This is a genomic window from Streptomyces sp. NPDC004031, assembly GCF_053604375.1.
Genome location: NZ_JBSGHL010000064.1, coordinates 15,389 through 28,678, shown reverse-complemented (window position 1 = coordinate 28,678; position 13,290 = coordinate 15,389). Strand labels below are relative to the sequence as shown.

Annotated in this window: 14 protein-coding genes; 7 read left to right on the top strand and 7 right to left on the bottom strand. The window is 71.7% G+C overall.

What is annotated here, in order from left to right:
- Positions 1 to 22: 22 nt before the first annotated feature.
- Positions 23 to 601: an isochorismatase family protein gene (locus ACWERV_RS30630; RefSeq protein WP_452939219.1), complete on the bottom strand. Its 579-nt coding sequence runs from the start codon at positions 599 to 601 to the stop codon at positions 23 to 25.
- Between ACWERV_RS30630 and ACWERV_RS30625 the strand changes: the two genes are divergently transcribed.
- Entirely contained in the window at positions 600 to 2,111 is a 1,512-nt protein-coding gene (locus ACWERV_RS30625) for an amidase (RefSeq protein WP_452939217.1), read from the top strand. The genes ACWERV_RS30630 and ACWERV_RS30625 overlap by 2 nt on opposite strands.
- Before the next feature lie 108 nt (positions 2,112 to 2,219).
- On the top strand, positions 2,220 to 2,597 hold the full coding sequence (locus ACWERV_RS30620) for a nuclear transport factor 2 family protein (RefSeq protein WP_452939214.1): 378 nt from the start codon (positions 2,220 to 2,222) through the stop codon (positions 2,595 to 2,597).
- Between the two features lie 55 nt (positions 2,598 to 2,652).
- On the opposite strand, the gene ACWERV_RS30615 is transcribed toward ACWERV_RS30620, so the two are convergent.
- From ACWERV_RS30615 to ACWERV_RS30605, 3 genes are all read right to left on the bottom strand, one after another.
- Positions 2,653 to 2,865: a DUF397 domain-containing protein gene (locus ACWERV_RS30615; RefSeq protein ID WP_452939212.1), complete on the bottom strand. Its 213-nt coding sequence runs from the start codon at positions 2,863 to 2,865 to the stop codon at positions 2,653 to 2,655.
- A gap of 63 nt (positions 2,866 to 2,928) precedes the next feature.
- Positions 2,929 to 3,141 carry a DUF397 domain-containing protein gene (locus ACWERV_RS30610; RefSeq protein ID WP_452939209.1) on the bottom strand — a complete coding sequence of 71 codons (213 nt, stop codon included), beginning with the start codon at positions 3,139 to 3,141 and terminating at the stop codon, positions 2,929 to 2,931.
- Positions 3,138 to 4,022: a helix-turn-helix domain-containing protein gene (locus ACWERV_RS30605; protein ID WP_452939206.1), complete on the bottom strand. Its 885-nt coding sequence runs from the start codon at positions 4,020 to 4,022 to the stop codon at positions 3,138 to 3,140. Before ACWERV_RS30605 ends, ACWERV_RS30610 begins: the two co-directional genes overlap by 4 nt.
- A gap of 214 nt (positions 4,023 to 4,236) precedes the next feature.
- On the opposite strand from ACWERV_RS30605, the gene ACWERV_RS30600 reads away from it, so the two are divergent.
- A complete protein-coding gene (locus ACWERV_RS30600; RefSeq protein WP_452939203.1) occupies positions 4,237 to 4,551 on the top strand; it encodes a hypothetical protein in 315 nt (104 codons plus the stop codon).
- Positions 4,548 to 5,060 carry an ATP-binding protein gene (locus tag ACWERV_RS30595; protein WP_452939200.1) on the top strand — a complete coding sequence of 171 codons (513 nt, stop codon included), beginning with the start codon at positions 4,548 to 4,550 and terminating at the stop codon, positions 5,058 to 5,060. The genes ACWERV_RS30600 and ACWERV_RS30595 overlap by 4 nt, the downstream gene beginning before the upstream one ends.
- Positions 5,061 to 5,197: 137 nt before the next feature.
- Here the strand turns inward: ACWERV_RS30595 and xylA are convergent, their stop codons facing one another.
- The gene (gene xylA, locus ACWERV_RS30590; protein WP_452939199.1) at positions 5,198 to 6,376 is read right to left on the bottom strand and encodes a xylose isomerase; all 1,179 of its coding nucleotides are present in this window, start codon (positions 6,374 to 6,376) and stop codon (positions 5,198 to 5,200) included.
- 102 nt (positions 6,377 to 6,478) lie between these two features.
- Here xylA and xylB point away from each other — a divergent pair, with 102 nt between their 5' ends.
- Entirely contained in the window at positions 6,479 to 7,918 is a 1,440-nt protein-coding gene (gene xylB, locus ACWERV_RS30585; RefSeq protein WP_452939196.1) for a xylulokinase, read from the top strand.
- A 659-nt stretch (positions 7,919 to 8,577) separates the two neighbouring features.
- The gene (locus ACWERV_RS30580) at positions 8,578 to 9,759 is read left to right on the top strand and encodes an ROK family transcriptional regulator (RefSeq protein ID WP_398183380.1); all 1,182 of its coding nucleotides are present in this window, start codon (positions 8,578 to 8,580) and stop codon (positions 9,757 to 9,759) included.
- On the opposite strand, the gene ACWERV_RS30575 is transcribed toward ACWERV_RS30580, so the two are convergent.
- Positions 9,704 to 10,972, bottom strand: a complete 1,269-nt coding sequence (locus tag ACWERV_RS30575; protein WP_452939262.1) for an Ig-like domain-containing protein — start codon at positions 10,970 to 10,972, stop codon at positions 9,704 to 9,706. The genes ACWERV_RS30580 and ACWERV_RS30575 overlap by 56 nt on opposite strands.
- A 416-nt stretch (positions 10,973 to 11,388) precedes the next feature.
- Between ACWERV_RS30575 and ACWERV_RS30570 the strand changes: the two genes are divergently transcribed.
- On the top strand, positions 11,389 to 11,667 hold the full coding sequence (locus tag ACWERV_RS30570; RefSeq protein ID WP_398182253.1) for a hypothetical protein: 279 nt from the start codon (positions 11,389 to 11,391) through the stop codon (positions 11,665 to 11,667).
- Between the two features lie 13 nt (positions 11,668 to 11,680).
- Here ACWERV_RS30570 and hutH read toward each other — a convergent pair whose 3' ends face one another.
- A complete protein-coding gene (gene hutH, locus ACWERV_RS30565) occupies positions 11,681 to 13,225 on the bottom strand; it encodes a histidine ammonia-lyase (RefSeq protein ID WP_452939259.1) in 1,545 nt (514 codons plus the stop codon).
- Between the last annotated feature and the right edge of the window lie 65 nt (positions 13,226 to 13,290).

The window sequence follows — 13,290 nt, the reverse complement described above, 5'->3', positions numbered from 1 at the left end:
GGAAGCCGGCCCTGGGGTCGGGTCAGGCCGGGCGGGTGGCGAGGACGTCGAGAAGATCCTCGGTCGTGGTGGTCTGCCCCAGGCGCGGGAAGATGCGGGTGACGCTGTGGTCGTGGGCGATCGCGTCGAAGCTGGTCATCGCGTCGGTCACCAGCACGACGTTATAGCCGAGCTCGTAGGCGGTGCGTGCCGTGGTCTCCACGCCGATCTGCGTGTTGATACCGGCGAGCACCACCTGCGTGACGCCCCGCTCCTGGAGCTGGGCGTGCAGGGTGGAGTTGGTGAAGGCGCCCCAGTTGGTCTTGGTCACCCGCAGATCACTTGGCTGGGCGCCCAGCTCGGGCAGGAGCTCGACCCAGTCCTGCGCGTCGTCCTCGTCCTCGTCCTCGTCGTCGCCGTAGTCGAAGTCGGTGCGCCCTGGGGCTCCCCCGGCGACGTTGACGAGCACCACGGGCAAGCCCTGGGAACGGAAGGACTTGGCCAGGGCGACGGCGTGTGCGACGACGCCCTCCACCGGGTGTGCTTTGGGCCCGTCGACGATCCCCTTCTGCAGATCGATCACGACGAGTGCCGGCAGTGCGTCAAGGAGAGTCGGCTGCATGATCGGTACCCTGTCACATCCACCTGCTGAGATCGGACTGATGTTCTGGCTCCCGGCCGCGGCCGTACCGCAGGACATCGATGACGCCCGCCACCTGGCCGCCGCCATCGACCAGACCTACGGCGGGGTCACCCCCCAGGCCAAGACGATCGCCCAGCAGTTCATCCAGGGCGGAGCCAAGGGGATCACCGACGTGAGATCGAGAACGTACGAGGCAAGTGGGCGGCCGTCCGTGCCGGTTGACTCGCTGTGCGACCGGATCGATGAGATGGACCGTGTCATCCATGCCTTCGTTGCCGAGTCGGAGACGGGTGCGGCCCGGCGGGAGCGCGTTCGTGATGAGCTTCGATCAGTCCACGAGCGTTGGCCGATGGCTGGCGCTCGGCCGCCGTTGTTCGGCGTCCCGATCGGGGTCAAGGACATCGTGAACGTGGACGGACTGCCCACATGTGGTGGTTCGTTGCTGCCTCCGGAGGTGTTCGAGGGCAGGCAGGCGGGAGTCGTGGACAGGCTTCGTGATGCCGGAGCCCTGATCGCGGGGAAGACCGTGACGGCAGAGTTCGCCATGACCGCGCCGGGGCCGACACGCAATCCGCAAGCCCGCGACCACACTCCTGGCGGCTCCAGCAGCGGGTCGGCAGCGGCTGTCGCGGCGGGAATGGTGCCGCTGGCCATCGGTACGCAAACGGTCGGATCGACGATCCGTCCTGCGGCTTACTGCGGTGTCGTGGGGTTCAAGCCGACTGCCCGTCGGACTCCGCTCGACGGCGTGATCCCCAACGTGCCGACACTCGACACCATCGGCGTCTTCGCAGCGACGCTGTACGGGGTGGCGAGGGTGGCACCCGTCCTGTGCGACAACTGGCAGCCAGTGCGGGACGCCGAACGGAAGCGCCCGGTGCTCGGCGTTCCTGACGGCCCCTACCTGGAGCAGGCTGGAGCGGAAGCGCGCGCCGCGTTCGAAGGGCAGGTGGCGCGGCTGTCGAGCTCGGGCCTCCGCGTGCGCCGCGTCCCCATGTTCCCGGACCTCGCTCACAACGCGGAGGACCTGTACACGGTGAACCGCTATGAAGCCGCACGCAGCCACGCCGAGTGGTTCCCCCGGTACGGGGCTCTCTACCGGCCACAGTCCGCGGCCACGGTGCGCCAAGGGCAGACGATCTCCCGGGGCCGGTACGAGCACGCGCTACGACGGCGGGAAGCCTTCCGGACCACCCTGTCACGTGCGACCGACGAGGCAGACGTGGATATCTGGATCTGCCCCGCGGCCACCGGCCCGGCACCCCACGGTCTGGCCGACACCGGCAGCTCCGCCATGTGCCTGCCCTGGAGCTATGCCGGCTGGCCCTGCCTCTCCGTCCCCGCCGGGCAGGCCGAGAACGGCCTGCCGCTCGGCCTACAGTGCGTCAGCCGCGCCGGGAGCGACGAGCACCTGCTGGACTGGGCAATCGATCTCGGAGTGGCTGGACTTGCGCCAGGCGGCGCCCGCGAGATCCGAACTCCTCATTGACGATGCTCCCTTGCTGGTGGACAGGGATCGGGCTCTCAGGCTACGGACGGAGCGCCGCCGCGGCGCTCGCACGGGCGGGCTGTCAGACCGCTGTGGGAAGCTCCTTCGATGGAACCTTCGAAGATCATTGAGACGCTGTGGGGTCGGATACAGGATCGGGACTGGGCGGGCGTCGCCGAGTTGGTCGCGGAGGACGTCGTCGTCGAGTGGCCGATCAGCCTCGAACGCATCGTCGGCCGGGAGAACTTCGTCGCGGTGAACCGTGAATATCCGGACGGCTGGTCGATCCGGGTGCTCAAGGTGGTGGCCGAGGGCGAGGAGGTCGTCTCCGAGGTCGAAGTACCGCACGACAGCATGGGCGTCTTCCGCGCGGCATCGTTCTGGACGGTCCGTGACGGGCAGGTCGTCCGGGCGACGGAGTACTGGACGAGCCTGGGAGCCGACCCGCGCCCCGAATGGCGGGCCGCCCTCGCCGAACCGATGTAGAGCACGGAGGGCGCTTCGCTGACCGGGCTGTTGTCGGGACGCCCCTCGCTGGCCCTTACGCGGGTGTGAACTCGCCGTCGGCGACGGCGCGGTGGAAGGCCGTCCACGCGGCGGCCGTGAAGACCAGGGCAGGGCCGGTGCCGTCGTCCTTGCTGTCGCGGGTGGCGACGTGCCCGGTGGGGAGGAGGGCGACTTCGATGCACTGGTGGTTGTCTGCTGAGTAGCTGGACTTGCGCCATACCGCGCCCGTGAGGTCCGAACTCTTCATCGCCGGTGCTCCTTTGCTGGCTGTGAGGGATCGGACCTCCAGGGTGCGGTGCCCTGCGGGGCTTTACGCAGTCGTGAACTCGCCATCCATGACGCCACCGTGGAAGGCGGCCCACTCGGCTGCCGTGAAGACGAGTGCGGGGCCGGTGCCCTGGTCCTTGCTGTCGCGCATCGCCACGCGGCCGTCTGCGAGGAAGGCGACTTCGACGCACTGACCGTTGTCCGCCGAGCGGCTGGACTTGCGCCACACCGCCCCTACCAGGTCGGAACTCTTCACTTCCGTAGCTCCCTTGCTGCTTGCTGAATGAGGCGCAGTGTTTCTTTGTGCCCCGAGCAACTGCGCCAGATTGCTTGGAACGCCCCGTCGTAGCGCTCGATCTCGTTCGGCTTATCGAGATAGAGGTCGCCGGTGAACCCACCGACGTAGACCGTGGGAGGTTCGGTCGGCTGGCCGTCACCGCCGAGCGGGAAATTGAGCATCGTGAACGACCCGGACAGCAAGCCGTGGTGCAAACCTGCGTCGTACGGTACGACCCGGATGGAGACGTGAGGCAGAGCTGCCAGTTCCGCCAAGTGGTCGAGCTGGGCGGCCATAGCTGCTCGGCCACCGACCGGCCGACGCAAGATGGCTTCGTTGAGGGCCACTTCCATCGTAAGCGGACTGGTGACCCTGGTCAGCAACGCTTGACGGGCAATCCGCACGTGTACCCGGCGTTCGATCTCCTCGGCGTCGACGCCCGGGTTGTCCTCGGTGATCAACGTGCGTGCGTAGTCCGGAGTTTGGAGCAGCCCCGGCACCAGTTCCGGGCTGTACTGCTGCACCCGCTCCGCCGCTTCCTCCAGCCCGATGTAGAGGTCGAAGTTCTCCGGGATCACGTCACCGTACGCGTGCCACCAGCCGCGGCCCTTCGTCTCCTTGGCCAGGCCCATCAGGCCCTGCGTCAGTTCGGCCGGAGCGCCGTAGATCTTGCACATGGCCTCGACGTCGAGGCTGCGCAGGGACGTCTGGCCGGTCTCGATGCGCCAGATCTTCGGCTCGGACCACTCCAGTTCGCGGGCTGCCGCGCGCACGGTGAGGCGCGCTTTGTTGCGTAGGTCGCGCAGGTGCCGCCCGAGCTGTCTGCGCGGCACGGTCGATCCGGTCGTTCGCTCGTTCATACGTCCGCCTTCCGCTCCGGGCAGTCTTTCACCCGGAATGTAAGCACCTCTGCATACGGTTCGCAATGCCCATATTACTGTTCGAATTCTCGCTGACGTGGATTCAAAATGTAGTCTTGCATTGCAGAGTCCTGCGGTGCTTCACTCGTCACATCACGCAGGGCGTAACGAACTTGACGCCCCGTGATCGGTGCATCCACCGCGAGGAGGCGGGATGAAGCGAGCCGTCCACGGCTACATGCGGGCCTACGCAGCGACGCCCGACGCCGAGGTGAGGCGGGACGAGTTACGGCTGCGGTGTTGGGCGGAGCGCGAGGGGTTCGACCTCGTCCGGATCTGGCACGAGGAGCAGGAGGGCGGGATCGCCGTGCTCAACGGGCTCGTCGAGGAGCTGAAGCTCACGCGTGGTGGTGCCGTGGTCGTGCCGTCGTTGCGGCACTTCGGCTCGACACAGGTACTGCGGGAGCACCTTGCCGCGTATCTCGTCGATCGCGCGGACGTGGACATCTACGAGGTGAGGGACGAGTGAACGTACCGACGCCGAGCGTCCTCTACGTCGCGAGCATCCGGCTCGCCGCCGCCTTCGCGGCGGTCGGCGTCTCGCGGGACTTCATCCGGCGGACGCTCACCGCGTGGGAGCTTGCCGAGCAGATCGACGGGGCCGAGCTGATCGGGTCCGAACTGGTCACCAACGCCGTGAAGATGAGCGGACCGGCGGGCAGCCACGTCATCGGGGTGCAGCTGCGGGCGGCGGGCGGCAGCCTCTACGTCGAGGTCTGGGACCGCGACTGCGGACGTCCCGTCATCCCGGCGCAGAGTGCGGACGCCGAGGGCGGGCGCGGGCTCTTCCTGGTGGAGGCCCTGAGCGCGCGGTGGGACGTCTTCTGCCCGGCCGCACCCGGCAAGGTGGTGTGGGCCGAACTGCCGCTTGGGGAGAAGGCGGAGTCGGCGTACGACGCGGAATGGGCCCTGGCGGAGGCCGCGTTCGGGCAGCGCGTGCTGGACGGCGTACGGCCCGTACCCCTCGGCCTCAGGTGAAAAGGGCGCGGGGCCCCGCGGACCGGCCCCCCTGTGGAAGGGGGACGACGTTGACAGGACGTCGTACGTAGGCCGGTCGCGCGGGGTCCCGCGAGCCTGGAGGAGCGTCACCCGCGAACGGGTGGACCCGCGGAGGGTCAGACGCCCAGCAGGTGGTCCATCGCCAGCTGGTCCAGCGCCTCGAAGGCCATACCGCGCTCGGCGGCGGCGTCCACGTCGAAGTCCTCGAACGCGGACTTGTCGGCCAGCAGACCGGCCAGGCCCTCGCCCTCGGCGACGGTCGGCTGGGCCAGCTCGTCGAGGCGGGCGGCGCGCAGCGCCTCCTGGACGGCCGGGTCGGCGCGGAAGGCGGCGGCGCGGTCCTTCAGGATGAGGTAGTTGCGCATGCAGCCGGCCGCGGAGGCCCAGACGCCGTCGAAGTCCTCGGTGCGCGGGGGCTTGAAGTCGAAGTGGCGCGGGCCCTCGTAGTCCGAGTTCTCCAGCAGGTCGACCAGCCAGAAGGCCGAGCGCAGGTCGCCGGCGCCGAAGCGCAGGTCCTGGTCGTACTTGATGCCGGTCTGGCCGTTGAGGTCGATGTGGAAGAGCTTGCCGTGCCACAGGGCCTGCGCGATGCCGTGCGGGAAGTTCAGCCCGGCCATCTGCTCGTGGCCGACCTCAGGGTTGAGGCCGACCAGCTCGGGGCGCTCCAGGGAGTTGATGAACGCCAGGGCGTGGCCGATCGTCGGCAGCAGGATGTCGCCGCGCGGCTCGTTCGGCTTCGGCTCGATGGCGAAGCGGATGTCGTAGCCCTTCTCCGTGACGTAGTCACCGAGCAGGTCGAACGCCTCCTTGAAGCGGTCGAGGGCCACCCGGACGTCCTTGGCGGCGCCGGACTCGGCGCCCTCGCGGCCGCCCCAGGCGACGTACGTCTTCGCGCCCAGCTCGACGGCCAGGTCGATGTTGCGCATGGTCTTGCGCAGCGCGTAGCGGCGGACGTCGCGGTCGTTCGCGGTGAAGCCGCCGTCCTTGAAGACGGGGTGGGTGAAGAGGTTGGTGGTGGCCATCGGCACGACCAGGCCGGTCGTGTCGAGGGCGGCGCGGAAGCGCTTGATGATCGCGTCACGCTCGGCGTCGGACGACCCGAAGGGGATCAGGTCGTCGTCGTGGAAGGTCACGCCGTACGCGCCCAGCTCGGCGAGCCGGTTGACGGACTCGACCGGGTCGAGCGCGGAACGGGTGGCCTCGCCGAACGGGTCGCGTCCCTGCCAGCCGACCGTCCAGAGGCCGAAGGTGAACTTGTGCTCCGGCCCCGGGGTGAGGTTCGTCTCGGAAGTCATGAGGGCTCGCTCCTATTCGTCAGACTGTTGAACAAATTAGTATGCGAGGCCGATGATGGGAAGTGGCAGCTCGCGACGGGCTCCGGAAGGGACAGGAATCACATGGGGCAGAACGGGGCGCTCGGGGCGTCGTCCGGGGCGGTCGTCCTCGGGATCGACAGTTCCACGCAATCGACGAAGGTGCTCGCCGTCGACGTCGAGACCGGCGCGGTGCTGGCCTCCGGCCAGGCGCGGCACACGGTCAGCACCGGCGCGGGCCGGGAGACCGACCCCGAGGTGTGGTGGACCGCGCTCCAGGACGCGCTGAGCCAGACGGGTGAGTTCGCCGCGCGGGCGGAGGCGGTCTCCGTGGGCGGGCAGCAGCACGGGCTCGTCGTCCTCGACGCGCAGGGCGCGCCGGTGCGGCCCGCGATGCTCTGGAACGACGTGCGGTCCGCGCCGCAGGCCGCCGCGCTCGTCGAGAAGTACGGGGCCGAGCACTGGGCGCAGCGCTTCGGGTCCGTGCCCGGGGCGAGCTTCACCGTCACGAAGTGGGCGTGGCTCGCCGAGCACGAGCCCGCCGCGGCCGCCGCCGCGAAGGCGGTACGGCTGCCGCACGACTTCCTCACCGAGCGGCTGTCCGGCGCCGGGGTCACCGACCGCGGTGACGCGTCCGGCACCGGGTGGTGGCGCTCCGACACCGAGGCGTACGACGAGGAGCTGCTCGACTCGCTCGGGCTCTCGGCCGGGCTGCTGCCGACCGTCCTCGGGCCCGGCGAGACCGCGGGCGTCGTACGGGACGGGCTGCCGCTGCGGGCCGGCGCCCTCGTCGCGCCGGGGACGGGCGACAACGCGGCCGCCGCGCTCGGGCTCGGGCTCACGCCGGGCCGGGCGGCGCTCAGCCTCGGTACGTCCGGAACGGTCTACGCGGTGTCGCGGCAGCGGCCGACCGACCCCAGCGGGGTCGTCGCCGGGTTCGCCTCCGCGGACGGCGGCTGGCTGCCGCTCGCGTGCACGCTCAACTGCACGCTGGCCGTCGACAAGGTCGCCGCGCTTCTCGGGCGCGAACGGGAGGACGTCGAGCCCGGCGGCTCGGTCGCCTTCCTCCCCTTCCTCGACGGCGAGCGCACGCCGAACCTGCCGTACGCGTCCGGGCTGCTCAGCGGGCTGCGGCACGACACGACCGCCGGTCAGGTGCTTCAGGGTGCGTACGACGGGGCGGTCTACGCGCTGCTGGGCGCGCTGGAGGAAGTGCTCGCCGTGGACGGCGGGGCTCCCTCGGACGAGCCGCTCCTCGTCATCGGCGGTGGGTCGCGCGGGACGGCGTGGCTGGAGACGGTCCGGCGGCTGTCCGGGCGCGCCGTGCAGGTGCCCGAAGCGGGCGAGCTTGTTGCCCTCGGGGCCGCGGTGCAGGCTGCTGCCGCGCTCACGGGTGAGGCTCCTGCGGCTATCGCCGCGCGCTGGAACACGACCGCTGGGCGCGTGCACGAGGCCCTGCCCCTGGACGAGGGGGCGCGTGCGCGGCTGGCCGCCGCACTTCCGCTGGCCGCGGCTCAGCGGTAGGGGGCGCTACGGGCTGCCACCCGCGGTGGCTGCGCGATCCTCCGCCGGTGGGTGGTTGCCCGCGCAGTTCCCCGCGCCCCTTCGGGGCGCTGCCCCTTGCGGTGGGCGGTCGGCTTTCCCCCGGTGGGGGCTGAGCGCGCAGTTCCCCGCGCCCCTTCTGGGCGCTGCCCCTTGCGCTGGGCGGTCGGCTTTCCCGCCGTCGTGGCTGGTCGCGCAGTTCCCCGCGCCCCTAAAAACGCTCACCCTCCCCCGTAAGACCCGCCCCCGCGGGGGAAGGGTCCGTCGGGGGCTCGCTTCTGCCGCGCGGGGCAACGAACCAGGGGCGCGGGGAACTGCGCGATCAGCCCACCACCGGCCGTAAGGTCCCGGGGGGAGAGCAAGGGGCAGCCCGGAGGGCTGAGGGCCGGCCCCGCAGGGGCGGGAGCTTGCGGGGGAGGGCGCGCAATCTAGGGGCGCGGGGAACTGCGCGCGCAACCCCTCGCCGGGGGAAGATCCCGTCGCAAGGGAACGGGGCAGCCCGGAGGGCTGGAGGGGGGACGGGTAGGGCAGGGCCCGGGTCGCACAGGCCCGAGCGTGGAAGCTGAGCACCTCCGGAGGAGAGCGTGGGGAAAGGGACCGGCGCGCAGGCTGGGCTGCGACGGCGGAACATGGCGCTGGTCATGACCGCGCTCGCCGCGGGCGAGAACGTGACGAGGGCCGCGGTCGCCGCGGAGGTCGGGCTGACGCGGGCCACCGTGTCGACGCTCGTCGACGAGCTGCTGGCCGCCGGGCTCCTCGAAGAGCAGGGCGCGCAGCGGCCGGGTACGGTCGGCCGCCCCGGCACCGTGCTGGCGCTGACCGAGACGGGCCCCGCGGGCATCGGCGCGGAGATCGGCGTGGACCACCTCGCCGCGTGCGCGGTGGACCTGCGCGGACGGGTGCGGGCCCGCGCGGAGCGGCCCGCGGCGAACCGGGGCCGCCCCGCCGAGGCCGTGCTCGGGGAGCTGGCCGAGCTGACGGGCGAGGTGATCCGTAAGAGCACGGAGGCCGGGCTGACGGCCGTCCGGACGACCGTCGCCGTACCGGGGCTCATCGGGCCGGACCACCGCACCGTGCTGCGCGCGCCCAACCTCGGATGGGAGGACGTACCGCTGGACGCGGCCTTCCCGGAGCCGTCCACCGGTGTGGAGAACGAGGCCAACCTCGGCGCCCTGGCCGAGCTGTGGCTCGGCGGCCACGACGGCGGCCTCACGGACTTCGTGCACGTCTCCGCCGAGATCGGCATCGGTGCCGCCCTGGTCGTGGAGGGCCGGCTCTTCCGCGGGGCGCGCGGTTTCGCGGGGGAGCTGGGGCACGTGCCCGTCCGCCCGGAGGGGCCCCCGTGCTCGTGCGGGGCGACGGGCTGCCTGGAGACGTACGCGGGTGAGGAGGCGCTGCTGCGCGCCGCGGGTGTGCGGACGGGCCGCGGCCCGGCGCTGAAGGCCGCGGCGGCCGCGGGCGACCCGGCGGCGCTGCGAGCGCTGGAGGAGGCGGGCGCCGCCCTGGGCATAGCCCTGAGCGGCGCGGTGAATCTGCTGGACCCGCAGGCCGTGGTGGTCGGCGGCCCGCTCGCGGACCTGGCGCCCTGGCTGCTGCCGGGGGTGCGGCGGGAGCTGGCCGCGCGTGTCACGGACCGCCGCTGGCGGGCCCAGGACGTGGTGATCTCGCGGCTGGGCCGGGACGGCGTACTGCGCGGGGCCGCCTACAGCTCGGTGCGTACCGTGCTGGACGACCCCGCGACCTGGATCCGTGACGTCACGGAGCGGGCTACTTCAGAGCCGAGCCCGCCACCCACTGGCTCCATGTCATGTTCCAGCCGTTGAGGCCGTTGCTGGGCTGGATGACCTTGTCGGGCGAGTTGACGACCGTCACGACATCGCCGAGCAGCGAGTTGTCGTAGAACCAGGCGGCGTTGGTGGTGGGGTCGCCGCCGCCCTTGACGTCCTCGATGCCGATGCAGCCGTGGCTGGTGTTGACGTTGCCGAAGACGGACGGGTCGCCCCAGTAGTTGCCGTGGATGAACGTCCCGGAGTTGCTGAGCCGCATGGCGTGCGGCACGTCGGGGATGTCGTACTCGCCCTTGCCGTCGTCGTCGGTGAAGCCGACGGTGGCGCCGTTCATCCGGGTCGTCTCGTGCTTCTCCTCGATGACCATCTGGCCGTCGTAGGTGGTGTGGTCCGGGCCGCCCGCGGAGATCGGGATGGTGCGGATGACCTGGCCGTCGCGCACGACGGTCATCATGTGCGTCTGGGTGTCGACGGTGGAGACCTGCGAGCGGCCGATGTCGAAGCCGATCGTCTTGTGCTGCGTGCCGTGGACACCGGGGGCGCCCTCGACGCCCTTCCAGTTCATGGTCACGGTGACGTGCGTGCCCGCGGTCCAGTAGTTCTGCGGGCGCAGGTCCAGCCGCTTGCCGTTGAACCAGTGGCCGACCACGGTCTGCCCGCTGGTGGACGTCACGGTGACCGCGCGCTGCACACCGGCCCGGTCGCCGTTGGCTATCGCGTGGTCGAAGTTGATCGACACGGGCATGCCGACGCCGACGGTCGAGCCGTCCTCGGGCGTGAAGTAGCCGGTGAAGGTCGACGGCTTCGCGGCGGCGGTCGCGAAGGTCGCGGTCGCCGCGGTGGGCGTGCCCTGCGCGTCGGTCGCGGTCGCGGAGACCGTGTACTGGGTGCTGTGCGCGAGCGAGCCGCTCTGCGTCCACGTCTTCTTGTCCGCGGACAGCTTGCCGGTCACCGCCTTGCCGCCGGACTTGGCCTTCATCGTGACCTGCCCCAGCGTGCCGCCGCTGACCGTCACCTTCACCGCGCCGCTGACCTTCGCGCCGGTCGAGCCGTTCTTCGGGGTGATGGTGATCTTCGCGGCCGAGGCGTGCTTGGCCGCCGCCGCGTCCTCCGTGGCCTGGCTCGTCGCCGAGGGGGAGGACGACGGGGTCGGGGCCGACGAGGTCGCCGACGCCGAGGGGGAGGCCTTCCCGTCCGCGTGGCTCCCACCGCCGCTGTTGCACGCGGTGAGGGCGACGGCACCGCCCATCAGCACGGCGACCGCCGCGAGGGTGCGGCGGGTGGTGATCTTGCGGTGCTTGGCGGGGGCCTCGGTCGGGGCGGATCCGTTCTCGGGCGGCGTCACGCAGCTCTCCAATGCGGCAGTAGTCCCCCGCGGCCGGTGGGGCCTGCGGGCTTCTTCCGACCATGGAAACAGCCACGCCGGGGCAAATCACCCTTTCTGTCCGATATTGTGTTCCATCCCACGCTCGTGGTGACGGTGTGTGCCTCGACGTCTACGCAGCGATCCCGCCGAGGTCGCGGCAGGTGTACGCCGACAGGGCGGGGGCCCGGGGGCGTACCGGGGGGCGGCTTCCCAAGGCGTGGCGGAGGTCACTACGATCGGTGGCCACGGTCACGTCGTCGCAACCCCTGGGGGTTCCCATGGCCTCGCCCCGTCCTTACGTGGTCGCAGCCGCCGGCGCCGTCCTTGCCGCGCTGTACTTCGTGCCCACCGCGAGCGCCAGCCCCGAGCACGCCCCCGCCGCCGCCCCGGCCGCGCACTCCGCCGCCGTCGGCGTGCCGCAGGGGGACGACGGCGGCCTCGCCGACACCGGCGCCTTCAACACCAGGCCCTACCTCATCGGCGGCGCCGTCTTCCTCGTGGTCGGCGCGGGCCTGCTCGTCGAGTCGACCCGCCGCGCCCGCCAGGCCGACGAGTCCGAGCCGGACACCGCGCCCTGACCTCCGCACGGGCTCACGCCAGCGGGCCCGTGACCTCCTCGGCCGCGCGCACCAGGGCGCCGGACCGTACGAAGAGGTAGGCCGCCTCCAGGTCGGGGGCGAGGAAACGGTCCCGGCCCGGACCCGGCACCCCGGCCGCGCGCGCCGCCGCCACCACCGCGGCCGTCGCCGGGGCGGGGGAGCCGCCGCCGAACGTCCTGATCTCCAGCGCCCGCGTCGCCGCGACCATCTCCACCGCCACGACCCGCGCGAGCGCCTCCACCGCCGTACGCAGCTTGCGCGCCGCCGACCAGCCCATCGAGACGTGGTCCTCCTGCATCGCCGAGGACGGGATCGAGTCCACCGACGCGGGCACCGCGAGCCGCTTCAGCTCGCTGACCAGCGCGGCCTGCGTGTACTGCGCGATCATCAGCCCCGAGTCCACGCCCGGGTCGTCCGCCAGGAACGGCGGCAGGCCGTGCGAACGGTTCTTGTCCAGCAGCCGGTCCGTGCGCCGCTCCGCGATCGAGGCGAGATCGGCGGCGGCGATCGCGAGGAAGTCCAGGACGTAGCCGACCGGGGCGCCGTGGAAGTTCCCGTTCGACTCGATCCTGCCGTCCTCCGTGATGACCGGGTTGTCCACGGCCGCCGCCAGTTCGCGGTCGGCGACCGTACGGGCGTGCGCGAGGGTGTCCCGGCCCGCGCCCGCGACCTGCGGGGCGCAGCGCACGGAGTACGCGTCCTGGACGCGCGGGGCGTCGTCCTGGTGATGACCCGTCAGGCCCGACCCCTGGAGCACCTTCAGCATGTTCGCCGCGCTCGCGCCCTGGCCCGGGTGCGGGCGGATCGCGTGCAGGTCGGGCGCGAGCACCTTCTCCGTACCGAGCAGCGCTTCCAGCGTCAGGGCCGCGGTGATGTCCGCGGAGGTGAACAGGCGGGCGAGGTCCGCGCAGGCCATGACCAGCATGCCGAGCATGCCGTCCGTGCCGTTGATGAGGGCCAGGCCCTCCTTCTCCCGCAGCTCGACCGGCTCGATACCGTGCGCCGCGAGCAGCTCGCCCGCCGGGCGGACCTCGCCGTCCGGGCCCTCCGCCTCGCCCTCGCCCATCAGCACCTGGGCGCAGTGCGCGAGCGGCGCCAGGTCACCGGAGCAGCCGAGGCTGCCGTACTCGTGGACGACGGGGGTGATGCCCGCGTTCAGCAGCGCGGCCATCGTCCGCGCGACCACCGGCCGCACACCGGTACGGCCCGAGGCCAGCGTCTTGAGCCGCAGGAACATCAGCGCGCGGACGACCTCGCGTTCGACCCGCGGGCCCATCCCCGCGGCGTGCGACCGCACCAGCGAACGCTGGAGCTGCGCGCGCAGCTCGGGGCTGATGTGGCGGACGGCGAGGGCGCCGAAGCCGGTGGACACGCCGTACACCGGCTCCGGCTTCGCGGCGAGCGCGTCCACGACGCGGCGGGCCGCGGCCATCGCCTCGACGGCGCTTTCCGCGAGGCTGACCTGCGCGTTCTCACGCGCGACGGCCAGTACGTCTTCGGGGCCGGCCCCGGTGGGCCCGATGAGCACGGTGTGCATATCCATATTCACGCACCCTAAGCACTGAATCCCTCTCTGTCACGAGAGGGCTCAACGCTGCCCGC

Coding starts and splice junctions, on each gene's coding strand:
- ACWERV_RS30625 (WP_452939217.1), top strand. CDS start 600: ATGATCGGTACCCTGTCACATCCACCTGCTGAGATCGGACTGATGTTC.
- ACWERV_RS30630 (WP_452939219.1), bottom strand. CDS start 601: ATGCAGCCGACTCTCCTTGACGCACTGCCGGCACTCGTCGTGATCGAT.
- ACWERV_RS30620 (WP_452939214.1), top strand. CDS start 2,220: ATGGAACCTTCGAAGATCATTGAGACGCTGTGGGGTCGGATACAGGAT.
- ACWERV_RS30615 (WP_452939212.1), bottom strand. CDS start 2,865: ATGAAGAGTTCGGACCTCACGGGCGCGGTATGGCGCAAGTCCAGCTAC.
- ACWERV_RS30605 (WP_452939206.1), bottom strand. CDS start 4,022: ATGAACGAGCGAACGACCGGATCGACCGTGCCGCGCAGACAGCTCGGG.
- ACWERV_RS30600 (WP_452939203.1), top strand. CDS start 4,237: ATGAAGCGAGCCGTCCACGGCTACATGCGGGCCTACGCAGCGACGCCC.
- xylA (WP_452939199.1), bottom strand. CDS start 6,376: ATGACTTCCGAGACGAACCTCACCCCGGGGCCGGAGCACAAGTTCACC.
- xylB (WP_452939196.1), top strand. CDS start 6,479: ATGGGGCAGAACGGGGCGCTCGGGGCGTCGTCCGGGGCGGTCGTCCTC.
- ACWERV_RS30580 (WP_398183380.1), top strand. CDS start 8,578: ATGACCGCGCTCGCCGCGGGCGAGAACGTGACGAGGGCCGCGGTCGCC.
- ACWERV_RS30575 (WP_452939262.1), bottom strand. CDS start 10,972: ATGGGCGGTGCCGTCGCCCTCACCGCGTGCAACAGCGGCGGTGGGAGC.
- hutH (WP_452939259.1), bottom strand. CDS start 13,225: ATGCACACCGTGCTCATCGGGCCCACCGGGGCCGGCCCCGAAGACGTA.